Source organism: Psychrobacter sp. T6-4, from assembly GCF_052258425.1.
Taxonomy (GTDB): domain Bacteria; phylum Pseudomonadota; class Gammaproteobacteria; order Pseudomonadales; family Moraxellaceae; genus Psychrobacter.
This window is the reverse complement of record NZ_JBQQEZ010000013.1, coordinates 52211-72358: the sequence shown is the minus strand read 5'-3', so window position 1 is coordinate 72358 and position 20148 is coordinate 52211. Positions and strand designations below refer to the sequence as shown.

General features: G+C 46.0%; 12 protein-coding genes. 8 read left to right on the top strand and 4 right to left on the bottom strand.

What is annotated here, in order from left to right:
* Positions 1-11: 11 nt before the first annotated feature.
* Positions 12-176, top strand: coding sequence for a hemin uptake protein HemP (gene hemP, locus ACTXGE_RS10135; protein ID WP_317199714.1), 165 nt, complete (start codon positions 12-14; stop codon positions 174-176).
* A gap of 93 nt (positions 177-269) precedes the next feature.
* Here the strand turns inward: hemP and ACTXGE_RS10130 are convergent, their stop codons facing one another.
* Together ACTXGE_RS10130 and ACTXGE_RS10125 are read right to left on the bottom strand one after the other, a co-directional pair.
* On the bottom strand, positions 270-5252 hold the full coding sequence (locus tag ACTXGE_RS10130; RefSeq protein WP_443541475.1) for a translocation/assembly module TamB domain-containing protein: 4983 nt from the start codon (positions 5250-5252) through the stop codon (positions 270-272).
* 66 nt (positions 5253-5318) lie between these two features.
* Positions 5319-8669, bottom strand: a complete 3351-nt coding sequence (locus ACTXGE_RS10125) for an autotransporter assembly complex protein TamA (protein WP_443541474.1) — start codon at positions 8667-8669, stop codon at positions 5319-5321.
* 328 nt (positions 8670-8997) lie between these two features.
* Here ACTXGE_RS10125 and ACTXGE_RS10120 point away from each other — a divergent pair, with 328 nt between their 5' ends.
* The 7 genes from ACTXGE_RS10120 to ACTXGE_RS10090 all read left to right on the top strand — a co-directional run bounded on the left by ACTXGE_RS10120 (position 8998) and on the right by ACTXGE_RS10090 (position 18278).
* Positions 8998-10329 (top strand): MFS transporter, encoded by a 1332-nt coding sequence (locus tag ACTXGE_RS10120; RefSeq protein ID WP_443541473.1) that lies wholly within the window; start codon positions 8998-9000, stop codon positions 10327-10329.
* 219 nt (positions 10330-10548) lie between these two features.
* Complete coding sequence (gene coq7, locus ACTXGE_RS10115; RefSeq protein WP_443541472.1) at positions 10549-11193, top strand: 2-polyprenyl-3-methyl-6-methoxy-1,4-benzoquinone monooxygenase; 645 nt, start codon at positions 10549-10551, stop codon at positions 11191-11193.
* Between the two features lie 154 nt (positions 11194-11347).
* The gene (locus ACTXGE_RS10110; protein WP_443541471.1) at positions 11348-12388 is read left to right on the top strand and encodes a tetratricopeptide repeat protein; all 1041 of its coding nucleotides are present in this window, start codon (positions 11348-11350) and stop codon (positions 12386-12388) included.
* Positions 12389-12579: 191 nt separating this feature from the next.
* The gene (locus tag ACTXGE_RS10105) at positions 12580-15069 is read left to right on the top strand and encodes an esterase/lipase family protein (RefSeq protein ID WP_443541470.1); all 2490 of its coding nucleotides are present in this window, start codon (positions 12580-12582) and stop codon (positions 15067-15069) included.
* A gap of 503 nt (positions 15070-15572) precedes the next feature.
* Positions 15573-17081, top strand: coding sequence for a cytochrome ubiquinol oxidase subunit I (locus tag ACTXGE_RS10100; RefSeq protein WP_443541469.1), 1509 nt, complete (start codon positions 15573-15575; stop codon positions 17079-17081).
* Positions 17081-18097, top strand: coding sequence for a cytochrome d ubiquinol oxidase subunit II (cydB, locus tag ACTXGE_RS10095; RefSeq protein ID WP_317199707.1), 1017 nt, complete (start codon positions 17081-17083; stop codon positions 18095-18097). Before ACTXGE_RS10100 ends, cydB begins: the two co-directional genes overlap by 1 nt.
* Positions 18098-18161: 64 nt before the next feature.
* Entirely contained in the window at positions 18162-18278 is a 117-nt protein-coding gene (locus ACTXGE_RS10090; protein WP_317199706.1) for a DUF2474 domain-containing protein, read from the top strand.
* A gap of 98 nt (positions 18279-18376) precedes the next feature.
* Here the strand turns inward: ACTXGE_RS10090 and ACTXGE_RS10085 are convergent, their stop codons facing one another.
* Positions 18377-19126: an MBL fold metallo-hydrolase gene (locus ACTXGE_RS10085; protein WP_435950670.1), complete on the bottom strand. Its 750-nt coding sequence runs from the start codon at positions 19124-19126 to the stop codon at positions 18377-18379.
* A 278-nt stretch (positions 19127-19404) separates the two neighbouring features.
* Positions 19405-20133, bottom strand: a complete 729-nt coding sequence (murU, locus tag ACTXGE_RS10080; protein ID WP_443541468.1) for an N-acetylmuramate alpha-1-phosphate uridylyltransferase MurU — start codon at positions 20131-20133, stop codon at positions 19405-19407.
* Between the last annotated feature and the right edge of the window lie 15 nt (positions 20134-20148).

The following is a 20148-nucleotide window of genomic DNA, read 5'->3' as shown; positions in this document are numbered from 1 at the left end:
AGGAAATTGTCATGAATATAAGCTTAACGCGTTATTTTGGAAACCCTGAAAACCGCTTACCCACGTTGCAATCAGAGCATCTTTTTGCTTTAACTAAAGAGGTGCGGATTGAGCATGAGGGTGAAGAGTATCGACTACGCTTGACTCGCAATAACCGTCTGATATTGACGAAATAGCAGTGCTTGCAGTACCTATATCCGTATTTACAACAGTAAAAAACGCCTTATCTAAAGGCGTTTTTTACTGTTGTTACTCTCAACTAGCAACTCTTAAAACTGCCAGCTATACACCACATCTACGGCATTTTCGGCAGCTGAGGTGGCCTCAACATAGATACGGCGCGTCAATTGATAACGTGCTGATAAGCTATTTTGAGCGTTAAAGACGCCAACGCCATAGCGGATGTATAGATCAGGCGTGACGTAACCGGTGACATTGATGTTGGTATCTTCGCTACTACCTGAAGCATCTACTGTTAGGCTCTGAAAACCAAATGCTTGGCCTATCTGATTGGTAAAGTTGCGCGTACCCCCAAGTCCAAAATTAAGGCCAGCTGCCGCCAAGTTGTTGGTCACTTGTGATTTAAAGCCCTGCTCACTGATTTGGGTAGCGCTGCCATTGTTGATACGGCCTGTGACTAGAGCATTCATTGCTTGCTGCTGGGTGAGACCTGCATCATTAAAGACGACGATGTTTGGATTTTCAGTCGTACCCGTCACTCGCACCCCTACCGTACTATCGTCAATGATTTTGACCGCTTCAATGCTTAGGTTTGGCTTCATGACATCACCGTTAAAGCGTACTTGACCGTAGTTAAGCTCCAAGTTTTGTCCAAAAGCATCAATAGCGGTACGACGCGCAACCTGAACCACCCCTTTAGCGCGCATAACACCTGTGCCGTTTTGAGTAATATTCAAGGCCCCTGCAAGCGGAATAACTGCACCAAAGCCGCGGAAATTGATGTCATCGCCCAAATCAATACCGATATCAGCATTGATAGACCATGGCCTAGATATGGCTAGTACTTCATCAATGTTACCGATGAGACGTCTATCGAGTACGACTACATCTTCACTTTGAGTGATAATATCTTCGCTAGCCTCAGGCGGACGAATGGTCGCTGATGGTACACTAATAGCGCCTTGAATATTGACGTAACGATCTTCTGGGCGCACGATGATATCGATATCTGGGTTGATCTCAGCGACCAGTAGCGGCGGCTGGGTTATAACTAAGCGATCGCCGATGATGCTTAGTTTGGCTTGAAGTTTTTGACGCCAATCAATCGTGCCTTTCAGCGTGCCTGTTCCTGTTCCGCTGTTAAACTTGCCATCGAGAGTCGCTTGTGTCCCGCGGATCTTAGCTGAGGCATTTATACTAGATAAATTAACGGGCAGATCAAGCATGGCTACGCGTCCATCGACCAGCTCAACATCACCATAAAATTGCGGTTTACTCAGCGTACCCCCAAGGCCACCTGCCATAGTAATATTGCCCTCGAGTACGCGCATACCTGGGAAGAATGGCTTAAATACCGCTAGATTAAGCTCATTTAATACCAGTGCCCCAGAGATAGGTTTGGGCGCTTTGTAAGGGTCAACGACTACCTCAGCATAACCGCGTGCGCCGCGGCCTGTATTAATATCAGCCCGTAGCTTGATACCTTCAGGTACCGATAAGGCAATCAAAGATACGCGCTCATACGGCAGCGAAACAGGTGGTAACCCATCGTCTTGCAGAAGGCCAATCTTGCCGTTATCTGAGTACAAAGTCGTATTAATCGTTGGTGATTCACCGCGCTGCCAACCAATAACAGCCTTACCGTTAATCTGAGCCTGCCAATCGATATCTTTTGGCAAGAACACTGACAACAAGGACGTATCTAGTTTTTGAAGGGCTAAATTAACCTGACCATTATCAGGTGAGGCAATTAGGTTCTCACGCAGACACAGCTTACCCGTTTGATCCGACGCCTGCCAGCAATGCGCTGCCAGCTGCACCTTTAGGTCGCGACTACTGCCGTTTTGCTCACGCGGCAAATCAACAATCAATTGCGCCGGTTGTAACTGATTGAGCGTGGCGTATTGCGACTTGATTTGCCCTTTGCCAATAGCGCCCGACCATCTGAGCTGATTACGATCAAAACCGCCTTTGACACGTGCTAATATTTGAGCTTGCTCATTGGCAACCTCTAAATTGACGACATGGGCCTGCTCAGTACCGTTAAAGGTTGCATTGACCTGCTTAAAGCTTTGTCCAGCAACGTCTAAGCCTTCAGCACTGATAATAAACTGGCTTGGACTATTGGCAAGGTTGACCAGTTTGCCGCGTATACGGCCCTCACGCAATATAAAACCAGGTAAGGCAATACGCTCACCGACCAGATCGACATAAATAGTAGGTAGCGCCTGTCCTGCTGGTTGCGATAATGTTGCGCCGCCCGCTACTTTACCACTGAGCTGATCTGATAGCTGATCGAGGCTAGTGATATTGATCTTGGCCTGCAGCTGTTTGGCGTTGCCATTGGCGGTGAGATAATTATCACCCCAGCGCAGTACTAAATTATTGGCATTTAAGCTTTCGATAAGCGCGTTTACTTGCTGATATTGCGTCTCGGCGTCTTGCTTTTGCAGGCGCTCAAAGTAGCTGGCGATGTCTTTTGGCAGATTAAGCTTAGCGCTCAAGCTACCTTTGGCACTAAGCGGCTGACCTTTGAGCATACCACTTAGGTCAATCTGATTGATATTGACAATCTGCTCGCTATCGCTCCAGCGCCCATCGGTATTAATGTTTCCTGTGATGACACTTGGTGTATCTTTTAGAAAATATCCTAAATTAAAGCGATTCATGACCGCATTGATATTCCAAGCGATACCTCGGCGCACATCTAAAGTACCGCTTGCGCGAATACTGCCTGCCGCGCCCACATGACTAAAGCGCTTGATAGTAATCACTTGTGAGTCGCCGCTAGCGTCAATCATCAGCTTGCCAGCAGGTAACTGCTCAGCATCGAGCACACCATCAAAATTGATAGCAAAACGTTGCAATTTACCCTCATTGTTTTGATTGGCAGGTTGCCACTGTCCACTAGTACTCAGATCACCTGTCAAAATCGCTGGATTATTAGGCAAAAAATAGCCCAGATCAAAATTATCAAAACGCCCTGTAACATTCCAGCCAATATTATTACGTAGGTCTATCACGCCCTGAGCATTGATTGAACCTGCTTCACCAGCATAGTTAAGCTTGCGGATGTTAATTAGATTTGGCGTCCCTGCGGCGTCTATAGATAAGCGGCCTTTGGGGACATCCTGAGTATCAACCTGTCCATCGAAACGGGCATCAAATACCGACAGCTCGCCTCCGACCAAATCTATACTGGCATCGCCGCTGCCGCTGATACCGATACGGCGATTATCTTGTGAGGCATCAAGGGTAGCTTGCAGATCAGTGTTATCAAAGCTGATGATGTGACGCTGACCTTTGACGCCGTTTTTGGTGATGTTAATCAATCGACCACGAGCGCTCAATTGTCCTACTAGGCGCTCAAGTGGTAGATCGCTTCGATATTGTTTGGGCAGTAGTCCGTTGGTACGCGCATCAATCTGCCACGTCAGTGGACGCTGCGCAGTTGCCAGTAGTATCTGACCATTACCTGATAGGTCGCCGACAATGCCTTTGTAATTAACTCGATTGAGATCAATTGTATTGCCGTTTTTGCGCACACGCACGTCATAGTTGCCTTTTGGTGCCGCGTTGAGCTCATTAATAAAGGCATTGGCGTCAACTGAGAGTGTAGAGCCACGCACAATCACATTGGCGCGTCCATACGGGCTGTCGATATTACCGATATTGGGTACATCGCGGCGCGTCAGATTCTGCCAGCTGGCGTCGATATATAAAGGCGCGGCCTGCGTCGATTTGGGTGATGTCTTGCCGCGAACGATATTGGCATTGACGTGCTCGCCATCGCGCTGACGCAAATCAATATCCACCTCTAGATTATTACTGATGTTGCGCTGCTGAAAATGTAGCGATAATCGACCATCGAGCGTTTGCGGAGCATAAGCCTTATAGTCAGCGTACTGCTCTGGAATGGCTTGGCGAATATCAAAATTGCTGCCTGTCGCGCGTATTTTGGCATCAAAGCTGTCTTTCCAGTCCAAAATGCCTTGTAGCGTTAGACGGCCTGCTGGCACGTCTGCATCTAAGCGATCAATACGCAATTGACTATTGGCAATAATAGCGCTGCCCTTATAACGTCCTGATGGAATGTCTTTTGCGTCAAGCTCAGTATTAATACGCAGACGTATATCAGAGATGACGCCACTAGCGGTAGCGATACCGCTTTTGAGGTGAATGTTTTGCTCCTCAGCGTAAGGCAGCAAGATATCATCCCACTGCAATTTGGCTTGAAATGGCGCGTCTGGGTCTAGCCCCTGCACCACAAAGTTGCCGCTGACATCGCTATCGTTATAACGGCTACGTACGCGGCCTACGGTTCGTTTTAGGCTACCTGTTGCGGTCACATTAAGCGGGTCGATGTAGGCCTTTTCAAGCGCGCTTACCTCGACGATAGCGGACAGATCTAGCGGATAGTCGCCTTGCAGATCAATCTCGCCTTGTAGCGCATTGACTTTGACAATATCAGCATAACGCAGATCACCGCGACCAACGGTTACTAAGGTATCCACCCAAGTCAAATCACGAGCCTTAATGTCATGTAAGGTAACAGGATCTTTGGTGACTTGCTTGTAGATAATGTTTTTGATTTTTGCTTGATCAAAGCGTAGATTGACAGGCAGCTGCAAGGTTTTGTAGTCGAACGGCTCGCCCGTGGGCGGCTTATTATTGATGATCTCTATCGTTTGAATATCCGCGTCGCGTAGATGCACCTCTTTAGCAAATATAGCGCGCCAGCCTATCTTGACATAGGCTTTGTCCACGAGTATCTCAAGGTCTTCATTGGCTTTGATATCAATATCATTGACCCAGATACCATCACGCAAATTGCCACTACCATAAGTCAGCTCAATACCCGTCTCTGCACTGATTTTTTCTAACAAAAACTTGGTGCCTGATTCTGTCCCTGCCATATAAAAGAAAACGGCAAACATAATCACCAGCACAATCAAAATCAGCATCATTAATTTGATTAAAAATGACAAAGGATACCAGCGCTTTACGGCGCGAGCATCTCTTTGAGCAGGATCTTGTGAAGGGTTATTGGGCTGAGAGTTATTGGGCAACATGAAAGTCAACTGCGTTAGATAATGTCATTATTAGCACTGCTAATATACGAGTAATAACGGCTAAAGCTAAAGCGGCGAGCCGATAAAAAAGTGTAGTCTAACTGGAATACTATCCTCTGTCACGCCAGCCGCGACATCAACGCGTACGACGCCAACCGGTGACGCCCAGCGAATACCGACGCCAACGCCAACTTTGGTCTCGGTATCAAAGTTGGTGTCATAAGCATTACCGATATCGGTAAACAATGCCCCGCGAAACCCAGGTCTAAACTCATAGTTATATTCAGCACTACCGACAGCGAGGACTTGTCCGCCTGTCAGGTAGCCGTTTTTGAGAGGTGATAAGCTCTCATAATCATAACCGCGGATACTTTGATCACCGCCTGCAAAAAACCGCAGCTTATAAGGTACGCCCTCAAAATTATCCGCCCAAATATAACCGGTATTAAAGCGACCTAGCAGCTGATGCTTGTCGTCTTCACCAAAGCTATAAAGCCCGCTGACACCAGCTTTGATAATCGCCATATCCGTATCGCTTAGCACGTCCTCAGAGCCCGCTTCGATACTGTAATACTGACGCATACCGCGCGTGGGATTGAGCGCGTTATCAACGTCAGTCTTATTGAGACCATAACCAAACAACAAGGCCTCTTGCGTGGGTTTGGAGGAAATAAAGCGAATAGGCAAATCTTCTAAATCTGCATCGTCAACGCCCGTCTCTAATTCATCCAAGCGGTATTTGACAAAGTAGCTACGATTCCAACCATTCTCGCGGCGAATGTTACGCGCCAAAGCTGCTTTGAGCGTTCTGGTCGATAGATCAAAGTTGCCTTCACCTTGATCAATGACCTCTTCTTCGTAAGTTAAACGTGCATCTAGCTTATCATTGAGCGGATGCTTCCAAGGCCTGCTACCATATATAGTTGCATTTTTGGTGATACGCGAATACTCAACCTCAGCCCCTGCTTGATAGCCTTGACGATTGATCAGGTTGTAATCTATTCTTGCGGTGGCGCGTACGCCTGTATCTGTGCCATAACCAATACCTACCTCAGCATCACGTGGTCTCTCAGATGAGACAAAGACGTATAAAGGCACCTTTTTGGTCTCAAGTACTTGCTCAGGGGTAATGCGACCCGCTAGCGTTGGCGGGACAAAATTCTCATCTTCGAACACGCTTTTGTCATCAGGGAAGATTTTTTCGGCGATATTACTGATTGAGTCGCTAATTTTACCTAAAATGTTCTCCGCCTTTTCTTCTTTTTCATCTAGAACCCGATCGTTAGGCAACTGGGTTAGGCGCTCCGCTTTTTGCTTGATCGCTTGCAGCTTTTCGCTGGTTTGCTCATCTACTTCAAACTCAATAGGCGCAATATCCTCTTCATCGACGGTAGCACCGCTATTAGCATTGATACTCTCAGAGCCCACGCCACTGCTACTGCTACTGCTACTGCCGTCTTTGTTATCAGCTCTTAATAAATTGTCAGCGTTGTTTACAGTATCGTTATTAACAGCATCGCTATCTACATCATCATCTAAGCTATTGTTAGTGGCAGGTGCATTATCAAAGGCTAAAGTGCTATTTTGCGTGCGTTCATCTGGTGGCAAAATGGACTCGACGTTAACGGTATTAAAATAGCGAGTCGCTGATAAATCATTACTAAATTTGGTAATATCAGGGCGATAGAAAGGATCACCTTCCTCAAAATTATAAAGCTTTTTGAGTAAAGACAGCTCGACGGGGAGTTTGTCAGGATCACGAGTCAAGGTGCGAGTCTCTTCATCAAAGGTAAAAAATATCACCTCATCAAACTCATAGCGCGGACCAGTATCATAGACTAGTGAAACATCAGCGCTGTTATCAGGCAAGATAATATCGACAGATTTATTTAGCCAGTATTGATCAAAGTAGCCATAAGTACTACTCAACGCCTCAAGAGCGGCTTTGCTACTTTTATAAACGCGATGATTAAAGATATCACCCTCTTTGGGCGGTAGCTCTGCCTCTAGCGCTTGAAATTCTGGTAGCTGGGTTCCCTCGCCGCGCACCTCAACAATACGGTTATCCACCCGTACCGGCTCGCCTAATTGCTCGATGATGACATCGATACGATCACTACTAGGCTGGCGCAAACGCAGCACCACGTCATAATAGCCCACTGCTTTGGCTGCATCTAAAGCGGTCTGACGCAAACGGGGCAAGGCGGCGGTAAAATCGACAACAGACTGTACGGTCGTATCATCAAGCGCCGCCTTAATATTGTTAATCGGCTGAATATCTTCGTCTGCCTCAATGAGTTTGGGCGCAGCATTACTCGCCTGCAGATCATCACTACCTTGTTGCAAGTAGACTGTGGTTTCAATATGCGGTAAGCCTGAAACGCCGCCATTAAATAGACGATTAAAGGTGCGTTTAAAGAAGTTACCTGAACTGCGCGCTTTGGGTTTTTTGTCCGCTTGGACTAAGCTGTCGGTGACCGCTTGTGTCTCGGTAGCCGCCTGATAGTCTGGCAGATAGTCATCAGGATTAAGATTATTCGTTTGATCATCGATATTATTGGGCAGCTGACCTGCGCTTAGCGAATCTCTTACCTCTGTAACCGTATCATCAGCGCCTGTGACTCTATTACTGTCTTGGTTTGCAAGCGCGCGCTCAGGATTGGCGCGCTCGGTAATATCATCGCTTGCGTTGATGCGCCCGCGACTAGCAGAGTCGCTGACATTGATAGGGCGCGCCAAAATCTCGGCAGTTTTGGCGCGATCAGCGGCGCGCGCGTCTCTTTGCGAAGTATCTGGTTGTAAGGTATCTAGATTGGTCGGTGTAGGCAGGTTTGCTGCATCAAGATCGGTATCAAACCCGACAGGGGCGCGCGTACTGTCTAAAGTGGCGACAGGTGCGTCAAAATCAGCGTCAAGATTGCTGCTGTCAGCATTAGCACCATTCATCATATTTATAGGTGCATCTAGCGCAGCAAGCTCTCTTTCGATCTGCTCAGGCGTCATCATCTGATAACCCTGCTGCTGTACACTGGCCGCCTGCTCTAGTAGCGCATTAGATGTTGAAGTTGCGTCGTCGTTATTGTAGGTATTGTCGTTATTAGCAGTGGACTGATCGGCTGTATTTTGGCGCTGATACTCAGTGAATACCGACTGATCGATATCACCTTGTTCAACCTCTTGTCGCAGTCTTAGCGCCGCAAGCGCTTTATCAAGCTGCGCCTCCTCCATCGTTGCCATAGATGAGTCTGTATTAGGCTCAGTCTCAGCGGCGTACACAGGCGCGATACCAAATCCAACCAAACTGGCTGCCAAGGCACTAAAGAGTGCGGTACGAGTAAATTGGACGCGCGGGATTTTGGCGGCGTCGCTAAGCGTTGCCTTAGAGTGATGAGGCGTTGAGGGCTGATATCTTGACATGCATATTTCCTATCGCCTCACGCGGCGTACTCAATACTAACGATTAAAAAGGGGTGTTAAATTGCCAACCAATCCATTTGAGCTATGATCAAAGGCTTGTGAGTAAAACGGACAAATCATAGCGCAGTTAAATAGGCAATCATAGCATCTAGCACATGTATTTTTGGCAAAGCCTTGCTATTATACGACCTAATATCGATAAATCCTATCTTATAATTCGATAAGTTTCTGATAATATTGATATTTGTATATCGTAGCGTTGCCCAAACTTAGACCTATCAAGATAAAATCTAGCCCACCCATTTGCACAACTTCTGTAGGAACATTCATGGCCAATCAGTTTCAACTCTTCAAGCGTCGCCGCTTTAGCGCTATGTTTTTTACCCAGTTTTTGGGCGCGTTTAATGACAATGTCTTTAAGCAAGCTTTAATTTTGGTGTTGACCTACACCGCTGCTAGTCAAATCGGTGTAGAGGTCAGTATATTGAACAATTTAGCCGCTATGCTATTCATCTTACCCTACTTTTTGTTTTCAGCCTTAGCAGGACAGATCGCTGATAAGTACGAAAAATCTAAGCTGACGCGCTTAACTAAAGTTTTAGAAGTCACTATTATGTCAGTGGCGGCAATTGGCTTTGTGTTTGAGTGGTATACGCTGCTGTTTGTGGCGCTGTTTTTGATGGGGACGCATTCAACGTTTTTTGGTCCGATTAAGTACGCTTATCTGCCGCAGGCCATGCGCGAGGACGAGCTAGTAGGTGCCAATGGTTTGTTTCAGATGGGTACCTCTTTGGCTATTTTGGTCGGTATGATTGTCGCAGGGTTTTTAACGCAGTTGCCGCTATCTTTGTATTGGATTAGCGCCACCGTAGTAGTCGTTGCCGTCTTAGGGTATTTGGCATCACGCTCTATCCCAGAGACGCCTGCGATGCAACCTGATCTTAAGATTAACTGGAATATTTTTACCACCAGTATGGCAACGGTGCGTTATTTATACTCTTTGCCGTTCTTGTTTTTTGTGATTTTGGGTAATAGCTGGTTTTGGTTTTATGGCGCGACGTTTTTGACCCAAACGCCTGAATTTAGCAAAGTCATCTTATTCGGTGATGAGTCGGTGGTTATTTTCTTACTCACGCTGTTTTCTGTTGGTGTCGCTATTGGCTCGCTGTTATGTAAGCGCTTAACCAACAACCAAGTCAGTTTGCGCTTACTACCCTTTGGTATTGCAGGTTTGAGTATTTTTGCCATTGATTTGTACTTTTCGCTTTCAAGCTTAAATATTATCTCTGATGGAACGCGTTTATTCGGTATTAGCGATCTGCTCGGTATCTCTGGTAGCTTACGAGTATTTGCCGATTTGTTTTTCTTAGGTTTTAGTGGCGGCTTATATATTGTGCCGTTGTATGCTTCTATGCAAGCTTACGCGCCAAAGAGTCACCGCGCCCGTATCGTCGGCGCTAACAATATTTTTAACGCCATCTTTATGGTCAGCTCAGCTATTTTTGCGATTGTTATTTTAAATGTGGTCAAGATGTCGCTGCCGCAGCTGTTTTTGGTTACAGGATTACTCAATATTGCTTTTGGGCTCTTCTTATATACTAAGCTTAACAAGCACATCAAGCAGGCGGTGATACAAACGCATGACGAGCCTATGATGTGAGTTTAGATAACGGTGACAACAAACATACCGTACTGATAGAATCTTTTGTGCGGATAAACTTTATTATTTGCTATAGTAGTTTGTGTTTAAATGCAGACCGTATTGAAACTGCAAAAAGCCGTTACGACACTATTTGTTGATTACCCTATTTGTTAATTGAGACTATTTACTCATTAGCTACTGCCCATACCGATTTAATAGATATATCAGGAGTTTGATATGACAGCGCGTCCGTTATCCAAGGTTGATCAGTTGCTGCTTGGCGTCGACAAGGCGCTGCGCGCGATCGTACCACACTCGAATCCAAGCACTCGTCCACTACCGGTGAGCGACGATAGTATTCCTGAGCTGAGCATTACAGAATCGCGTCATGTGGCGGGGCTGATGCGCATCAATCACACCGGCGAGGTCTGCGCTCAAGGTTTATATCATGGACAAGCGTTTGCGGCAAAAGACGATGGTGTCCGGGAAGCGATGCACCAATCCGCTCTTGAAGAGATCGACCATCTGGTCTGGTGCGAGACGCGCTTAGATGAGCTTGGTAGTCATGCCAGTCTGCTGACGCCGCTGTGGTACGGTATGTCGTTTGGTCTTGGGGCGGTAGCAGGCGCGATCTCTAATGAGTTTAGCTTAGGATTCGTTGCTGAGACTGAGGCGCAAGTGAGTGAGCATTTGCAAGAGCACATTGGCAAACTGCCCACGCAAGATGTACGCTCAAGAGAGATTCTAGCGCAAATGGACATCGAAGAGCTGCATCATCGCGAATTGGCACTGCAAAGCGGGGGCGCGGCGCTTTCGCCTCCTGTACGCCTTACAATGCGCTGGCTTGCAAACGGTATGAAAGCGGCGGCCTATCATGTATAACTGTTGCCAATGCGCAACTAAAGCAAGATGAATAGCTTATTAATCATAATTTTAAAGGACTAATCCCTAAAACGGAGCATCGATTTACACTTAGCAATTTTAGCGACTTGCTAGTGATAAGGACAAAAAATAACTTCAACCACACTTAAAGGTAATGACTGATATGAGCCAGCTTACAACGACAACCTACAAAAACAAAATAGCGACTTTGACTGCTATAGCCGCATGCATGATGATGATAGGAGCGCCTGCTAGCGCCGCTGAAAACGATGGCACTAATGCCAGTGCGCCTAGTGCTATTGACTCAAGTAAGCGCGTTATTCGTTTAGCGCAGCCTACGACTGCTAACAACAGCACTAATGCTACTGTCAATGTTAATACCGCGCCGCCAAGTCAGCAAAATAGCATCAACCAATTACCAAGAGCGGCGGCGATACCTGTACCAGCAGAGATTGCTGGAACCACTCGTGTCTTTGAGCGCACGCCTACTAGTGCCACAGGCATTGATCTTCGTAGTGGTCAGCTCTCCAATATCCCAACGCCGCAAGTACAGCTCTCTGATATTAGCTTTGTAAAAACAGTCCTTATCCCGCAGCAAATCTCAGGTATCGATAAGCTGGACGTAAGCTTATTAGATGACTTTATTGAAGATGTCTCCCCTAATGCGCGTCACTATCCGCCAAACTTTCCGAACCGCTCGCAGCGTCACTATACGCGCGAAAAAATCAAAGTATTAGCAGACTGGATTGAGCCTTATGCCAGTAAACCAGATGCCTCTTATGACGTACTTATTCGTGCGGCTAAGTTAAATGGTATGGGTCGTAACTTGGACTTGGGTACAGACTATGCAATACGCGGCGGTCGCTACGTGGATCGCGCAATCAAAGTTAATCCTGAAAGCGGTGAAGCCAACTTCTTGTACGGCATGATGCTCTCAGAGGGCGGCGGCTTTAAAGAGGGTCAAAAGTATCTCGATCGCGCAGTCGCGCTCAACTATACCGAAGCTGAGCAAAGCTTAGCGCAGTCAGATCTGCTTAGCGATCGCCGTAGTCAGGCTTTAGATCGCTTGCGAAGACTTGAGCAAAAGATGCCCAACGACCCTATTATCCCGCAGCAGATCAAGCTCGTTGAAGACGGCAAATTCTACATCTGGGACATCCCTGCCCCTGATATCAACGTAAAACCAGCAAGCTGATGCAATAGCAACAATGTGAGCGCATTTGAGTTGCAACACTAAGCGTATTTGCTCTATATTGATATTTTATCTCTATAGGGCAAATACGCTTTTTTAGTTTTGTCTATATCGGAGTCTTTTTTCTTATATAATGCAAGATGCTTGTCGCGCCCTACTATAAAAATAATCATTATTCGCCATTGAGACGATTTATGTCATTTGCCACCTTTGCTACTGCGCTTACCTCAATAAATAAATCACTGTGGCCTAAATGGTCCTTGGCTCCTTTGATAGTCGCTATGGTGGTGCTCCCCGCCTGTAGTACGGTATCTGTTAATAAACAGGCCTCCTCTAAAACTATCGAGGCGCAGCGCGGCAATATTGTTACTGATAATAAATTAAGCAGCGATACTGCCTCAACTTTGCTGTCAGCAGGGCTCAATGAGCAAGCGTGCTTTCAAAATTTTGAGCTGTGCTTAGCTCAGCTTAACGAGAGTATGCTCAATCAAAACTACCGTCCTGCCTTGGCAATTTATGCCGAATTGCATTATGCCAAAGCGCTCCAGCTTGGTGACTCTCAAGCCTGCCGCGATGCCCTAGCACGCCCGCCAATCGATCCCTATTTTGCCAATGCTCCTGTACCTAAAGAGGAGCTAAAAGCGCAGCAGCAAAATACTGAGCAGTGTTTAACCAACTACCAAAAACGTCTGTTTGATGCGATCAAAACCAGCTATACCTATCTGTTCTTTGACAGCCTAGAGCATGACTTTAGCGATGATAGCGCGGCGGCTAATCGCAATAAAGACACAATGCGCGCGCCAAACCGCATTCCAAATGATACCGATATTCAAACTCAAGACATCTATAACGCGGCCAGCAACGATATTATTACCCAGTTATATAAGTCCTCTGATAACCCTAATAAGATGACTGACGGTACGCGCGTGACTTATCTACCGACCAAAATTACCGATGATGATACCTCAAAACAAGCCGCTATCGCTAACCTTGCACCAATAAAAGGCAAGCTCACTGATCAGATTAAAGTGATGAAAGTAGACGTTGATGATTATCATCTCGATATCTATCTGCCTAATGAGAGCAACTATCTAAAAAATGCCCGCGAGCAGACCTCAGCCTTGGCAGACTTAGTGTCAACTTATGAGATACGCCTGTCCGGTATGAACTCAATCAGTAAGCGCTCAGGCTTGGGTATTAGCCTTGTAGCGTCATTGGATGATCGTTATACCACCACTATTCGTGATTTACTCAAAGCCTCAATATCAGGAAGACTGACCGATGATAGCGCTCAAGCTGATAGCAAGGATAGCCCACCAAGCTCGCGCATTTATCCTACAGGTCATCTGCTCTTAACGGGACTGATTAAGCCTGCTGGCGACAGCGTGCTTGACGCTCTAAGTAGTCGTCAGCTCGATATCCATCTGTACAACCCATATCGCAGCGAGAGCGTCAATATCTTAAATGATGACTATCCTTTGGCGGCGAACTTCTCTGCAGGGTACGGGATGTGGCTTGCTGAAAACCAGCTCGATGGCGTAGGTTATCTCAATCTTATTACGCGCCAGCCAGATGCGCGTTTGCCCAAACTGTTCATGCTTGAGCCTTATGATCCTGATAAGCGCGTGATTATTATGCTCCATGGTCTTGCCTCAAGCCCTGCTACTTGGGTCAATTTAACCAATGATATTTTGAACGATGCTCTGCTGCGTGATAACTACCAAGTTTGGCAGATATTTTATCCAACCAACTTGCCTATTATAGAAAACCGCTACCAAATACAGCGTCTAATCAATAGCACTTATGAGCAAACCGATCCTAAAGGACAAAATCGCGCGAGCAAAAACAGTGTGATTGTCAGTCATAGTATGGGCGCGCTTATCGCTCGCATGATGCTCTCAGACGACAACTTGGTCGATGACTTAGATCGACTCGATGATCAAAACCAGCTCACATTTAGCGAAAAAAATAAAATACGTGAGGCGCTCAAACAGTCCTTTGGTGAAGAGCAGTTAAAAGAGCGCTTTGAGCTGCATGCTTTGCCGCAAGTTGACACTGCCGTATTTTTGTCTGCGCCCTTTCGCGGTACCGACTACGCGGATCGTTGGTTTACTCGCGCGCTACGCCGTATTGTCTATTTGCCCGTCGGACTTATCAAAACGGTCACTGAAAACTTAGCTACGATCGCAACCCAAGGTGATTTGGCACAGAATCCTTTAGGCGCGCTATATTTGCAAAATGGTGCCAGTCAGCTCAGTGACCAATCCTCTTTTATTCAGTTAACCAAAGACATCAAAATCAATGATCGCGTCACTTACCATTCCATTATAGCCAGCAATGACTCCGACATTACTCAAGGGCTTGCACAAGCGCAGCCCGATGGCGTCAAAATCGATCTATCACAGCCGCAACCTAAAGAGACAGTAACAGGTGAAGATGACGTTGTTGATAACGATGTCAATGATGCAGTAGAGTCTCTACCACTTGTTGCTGCGGTCCGTGTTGATGGCGATATTAGTCAAGCATTAACCAAAACCTTATCAGATGGCATTGTGCCTTATACCAGTGCGCATCTAGAGGGAGCTGCCTCTGAGACGATTATCAATGGTGGACATAGTATTCAGACCAGTCCGCAAACTATCTTGACCCTGCGCCGAATCCTGCATACTCAACTCGAGCAATAAGCTTAGGCGATTAAAAAAGTATTGCGTTTAAGTATATTTTAATATACGTTACTATAATATATATTAAATAATATTAAAAGTTATAAGAGGGTTATCGGCGTATAACATGAGTCACTATAGCTTCAAATAATAGAAGTTTATACATTCAAAAAGGCATTTTAGGCTTATTTATGTGTGATTTTTTCAATACCTATTGTAGGTTATAAGTGACTGATAGGTGTATAACCTTCAGCTTGCAGCAACTAGGGTACAAGCGCATAATAAGTGAATACAAACTTTTAATATAACTTTGATTAACAATAACTTATTAATTTATAAGGATATAAATTATTAATTTAAGTTAAGCCGTTATGGTCACCTCATTAGTCCATCCGTTTAGCTTATTCATACTCACAGCCAAATCTTAGCTATTGACCGTACTACTTGTATTTAAGCTGCGGTTAGTAACTTGGGCGTATCACGGAAGCTTGCGCTATTTTGCTCACGAATAAAGGTAAGCGCTTATGTTCGCTGCATTTATGATCGACCAAATGGACGCGCTCATGCTAGCGCGTATTCAGTTCGCTTTTGTCATCTCCTTTCATATCGTTTTTCCCGCGTTCTCTATCGGTCTTGCCAGTTGGCTGACCGTATTAGAATTTCGCTGGCTCAAAACGGGTGATCCTATTTACGCTGAAGTCTATAAACACTGGGTCAAGATATTCGCCGTGGTCTTCGGTCTTGGCGTGGTATCAGGCGTGGTAATGTCTTATCAGTTCGGTACCAACTGGGCGGTATTCTCAGACAAGGCTGGTAACGTACTAGGGCCTTTGCTTGCCTATGAGGTTCTGACCGCGTTTTTCTTAGAAGCCTCCTTCTTAGGGATTATGCTGTTTGGTTGGGGACGCGTCAGCAAGCGCATGCACTTTGCCTCGACGGCAATTGTCGCCATCGGTACGCTTATCTCAGGGTTTTGGATTTTGGCGGCTAATAGTTTTATGCAGACGCCGCAGGGCTTTATGATGGGCGCTGATGGCCTTCTCTATCCTACCAATTGGCTTGAGATTATCTTTAACCCCTCATTCCCCTATCGTTATGCACATATGATGACGGCAGCATTTTTGACCACTGCTTTTGTCATCGGCGGTATCGGTGCTTATTATCTACAGTCCAAAAAACACAAAGAGCATCGCAAGCATGGCCGCGTAATGTTAGGTATGGCGATGATTATGGCTATCTTTGTAGCGCCCGCTCAAGTGTTCATAGGCGATATGCATGGTTTGAATACTTTAGAGCATCAGCCTGCCAAAGTAGCTGCGATGGAAGGACTGTGGGAGGATGAGCGCGGCGCACCTCTAGTGCTATTTGCCATTCCTGATCAAGAAGCACAAAAAAACCATTTTGAAGTCAAAATACCTTATCTCTCAGGTCTTATTTTGACGCATTCGTTAGACGGTGAAGTCAAAGGTCTTAAGAACTGGGCACCAGAGGATCAACCCTTTGTTCCTATTGTATTTTGGTCGTTCCGAATTATGGTCGGTATCGGTACTTTGATGGTGCTAGTTGGTCTATTTAGTCTCTATAAGTACTTTAAAAAACAGCAGTTTGATCTTGATAGTAAATGGTTCCATAGGGCTTGGATGTTTATGACGCCAATGGGCTTTATAGCACTGCTCGCGGGTTGGTTCGTCACCGAAACAGGACGTCAGCCGTGGACCGTATATGGCGTTATTCGTACTAGCGAGAGCATGTCACCGCTGGCAGCCCAGCAAGTGGCGACGACTTTGATTGGCTTTATCGTACTCTATATCTTTGTCTTTGGCGCAGGTAGCTTTTATATTATCCGCCTGATTACTCAAGGGCCTAAGCCGTACGAGGATCCTTCTGAGGATACCTACTATGATCATTCTGTGACCGAGGCTCAAGGCCGCGCTTTGAGCGGTGATGATGCACCGCAAGAGAACACTAAAGATAAGGATGCTGAGAACTTAGACAGTCCTGCTGACGATGTCGATGATGGAGGATTACGCTAATGTTTAACTTCGGTGATGTATTAGACTTACCCCTTATCTGGGGCGGACTTATCGCGCTATCGGTCTTTATTTATGTGCTGCTCGACGGCTTTGATTTAGGCTGCGGTATTTTGTTTCCCTTTGCAGGCTCAGACAAGAACCGTAGCCGGATGATGAACTCTATTGCGCCCTTTTGGGATGGTAATGAGACTTGGCTAGTGCTTGGTGGCGGCGGTTTGTTTGCCGCTTTCCCTGTTGCGTACGGTATTATTATGACGGGTCTTTATTTACCAGTGACCTTTATGCTTTTTGGACTCATTATGCGCGGCGTGGCCTTTGAGTTTCGCTTTAAAGCCAATACCCGTCGCCATATTTGGGATACGTTTTTCTTTGTAGGCTCAGTGATCGCTACCTTCTCGCAGGGCATTATGCTTGGCGCCTTAGTACAAGGGTTAGAGGCTAGCAACCGCTTATACACTGGCGGTCCGTTTGATTGGCTCACGCCCTTCTCCATCGTTTGCGGCTTTGCCATGATTATCGGTTATGCGCTGCTTGGGTCCACTTGGCTCATCATAAAGACCGAACATACCCTACAAGTCTGGGCGCGCAAAGTCTCAGGCTGGATGCTCTTAGCGCTTGTGGTCGCGATGATAGTCGTCACCGCCTTTATGTTCTTCTCTGATATCGACGCGCTTGAGGGTTGGTTTGGCTTCCCAGGTCTGTTATATCTTGCTCCTATGCCGATTATCGTATTGGCTTTGTTCTTTTTGATGCGTAAAGACTTAAAAACAGAACGTGAATATCGCCCCTTTTTATTGACGGTAGCGCTGTTTTTGATGGGTTATATTGGTGTCTGTTTTGCCATATTCCCCTATATAGTGCCTTATCAGATGACCATTTATGAAGCGGCAGCCGCCGACACCTCATTATCATTTATGCTCATAGGCGCGGTCATCATGCTGCCAATTATCTTGAGCTACACCGCATTTGCGTACTATACGTTTAAAGGCAAATCTGACCACAATCCTATGTACTGATGTTTATGCTACAGACAACGCGTGCAGCTGAGAGTATAGGGTAGTTATAAAAGAGGACGCTATTATGAAAAAACTAAGTAAAAAACAAAGCCAATGGGCCTGGTTTGTGGGCTTATATTTGGCAGGGTTTTTGGTCATCTTTACTATTGCGCAGCTGATTAAGCTGGCAATGGGAGTTTAAAATCTACTAGTGAAAAAAAACGTAGTCTTGATTATCAAGGCTGCGTTTTTTTTGCGTTTACCTGCTGCGTGACGATTGCTTGTTAGTCTTAGAATAAGCTAGCCCTGCGGACTTTGGGTCATTTGGCGACAATATCCTGCCAAGTTCTCAGGCAAATCCTCTGGACAGACGCCGCACTGCTGATTGCCAGGTACCGCATGATCGATAAATTTAGGATACGGCAGGTTTAGATTATTCATAATGACTCTGAACTCTTCGATCGTCGTATCACCACCAAGCCTTGGATTACGCTTTTTTTCTTGCGCAATTGAAGATACAAACCTCTCTTGGTAATCATGAGCAGGATAAACGAGTGTCTCATCAGGTAAAGAAAACAGTTTGTCTCTCACAGAGTGATATAGGGCGTCTGAATCCCCATTTTGAAAATCAGTGCGGCCGCAGCCTTCGATAAGCAGGGCATCTCCTGTAAATACGCGTCCATCATACAGATAAGCAAAATGTCCAGCGGTGTGCCCTGGCGTATGCAAAGGATGCAAAGTGATACCGTCAAGCTCAAAGGGAATGCCGTCCTCCAAGCCAATATCTGCGCACGCCAGTCGATCATAAGCAGGCGCTGCAATCTGACTACCCACCTCACGCTTCATCTCCAACGCTGCTGTAATATGATCAGCATGGATATGCGTATCAATGGTATAAGCTAGACTCAAGCCAAGTTTGTGCAGCTCAGCGAGGTCGCGATCCATCGTCGCAATGACAGGATCAATCAACACTGCTTGCCCGGTACTCGTGTCCCCTATCAAATAGGTATAAGTACTAGAGAGGGGTTCATACAGTTGTTTAAATATCATAGTCACTCCTTTTTGATGTCTAGCTTTTGATAATGCTAACCTTTGCCTAGCTGTGATTTGTACAAGGACAACGCCTCTATATTAAATAATTATATATTACATTATAGTATATAGTATTATCAAAATCTGTGTCTTGCGACAAATTTAATAATGCACGAGCGTTCTACGCCACAACGAATCTACTAAACTCTAAATCATAACCCTTAACAAAAAGGCTGCACTATCATAATAGCGCAGCCCTTTATCGTCATTAGTCGTCGTCGTTCAATGTACTATACTTAAGAGTCAGATCTATCCTTTATAGTATCATTTTTAAGAAACTCATTGATTTGCGTTAAACGCTCAGGGGTGCCGACATCTATCCAATTGTCTTTGATAACCTCTGCTGTGACCTGAAACTTTAGCATGGCCTGCCTAAGTAGTGGCGCAAGTGCGGCAGGTTGCCCTGGCACTAGGCCATCAACCACTCTTGGCGACATGACACTGATTCCAGCAAAGGTGTATTTGTCCGCGTCCCCTATCGGTTGCTCGCTCGCCAGACCATTATTAATAGCAAAATCACCGCCATTATTGTGCTCAGGATTATCTATGAGTATCAAATGCGCTTTTTGGTCACTGCCAAGCTCATAGTCTTTTAACTGACCAAAATCATAAGTCGTCCATACATCGGAGTTGACTAAAATAAAGGGCGCGTCTTTGAGCTTACCCGCTTGCAATGCTTGAAAAATACCGCCCGCGGTCTCTAATGGCTCCTCCTCTTCGATTGACCAATGCAATGTCACATCAAACTGCGAGCCATCGCCCAAAGTGTCCATTAACTTATCTGCAAGCCACGAGGTATTGATTGTAATGTCAGTAATACCAGCCGCTTGCAGCGCTTTGATGTGCCAGACAATCAAAGGCTGTCCGCCGACTTCAACGAGTGGTTTTGGTGTCTCAAGCGTAAGCGGCCGCAGACGTGTACCTTTACCTGCTGCCAAAATCATGGCTTGCGTTATTGCAGACATATCTGCTCCCTGATG

Bases quoted from the DNA above. Each gene is read 5' to 3' on its own strand.
- hemP (WP_317199714.1), top strand. From the start codon at position 12: ATGAATATAAGCTTAACGCGTTATTTTGGAAACCCTGAAAACCGCTTA.
- ACTXGE_RS10130 (WP_443541475.1), bottom strand. From the start codon at position 5,252: ATGTTGCCCAATAACTCTCAGCCCAATAACCCTTCACAAGATCCTGCT.
- ACTXGE_RS10125 (WP_443541474.1), bottom strand. From the start codon at position 8,669: ATGTCAAGATATCAGCCCTCAACGCCTCATCACTCTAAGGCAACGCTT.
- ACTXGE_RS10120 (WP_443541473.1), top strand. From the start codon at position 8,998: ATGGCCAATCAGTTTCAACTCTTCAAGCGTCGCCGCTTTAGCGCTATG.
- coq7 (WP_443541472.1), top strand. From the start codon at position 10,549: ATGACAGCGCGTCCGTTATCCAAGGTTGATCAGTTGCTGCTTGGCGTC.
- ACTXGE_RS10110 (WP_443541471.1), top strand. From the start codon at position 11,348: ATGACTGATATGAGCCAGCTTACAACGACAACCTACAAAAACAAAATA.
- ACTXGE_RS10105 (WP_443541470.1), top strand. From the start codon at position 12,580: ATGTCATTTGCCACCTTTGCTACTGCGCTTACCTCAATAAATAAATCA.
- ACTXGE_RS10100 (WP_443541469.1), top strand. From the start codon at position 15,573: ATGTTCGCTGCATTTATGATCGACCAAATGGACGCGCTCATGCTAGCG.
- cydB (WP_317199707.1), top strand. From the start codon at position 17,081: ATGTTTAACTTCGGTGATGTATTAGACTTACCCCTTATCTGGGGCGGA.
- ACTXGE_RS10090 (WP_317199706.1), top strand. From the start codon at position 18,162: ATGAAAAAACTAAGTAAAAAACAAAGCCAATGGGCCTGGTTTGTGGGC.
- ACTXGE_RS10085 (WP_435950670.1), bottom strand. From the start codon at position 19,126: ATGATATTTAAACAACTGTATGAACCCCTCTCTAGTACTTATACCTAT.
- murU (WP_443541468.1), bottom strand. From the start codon at position 20,133: ATGTCTGCAATAACGCAAGCCATGATTTTGGCAGCAGGTAAAGGTACA.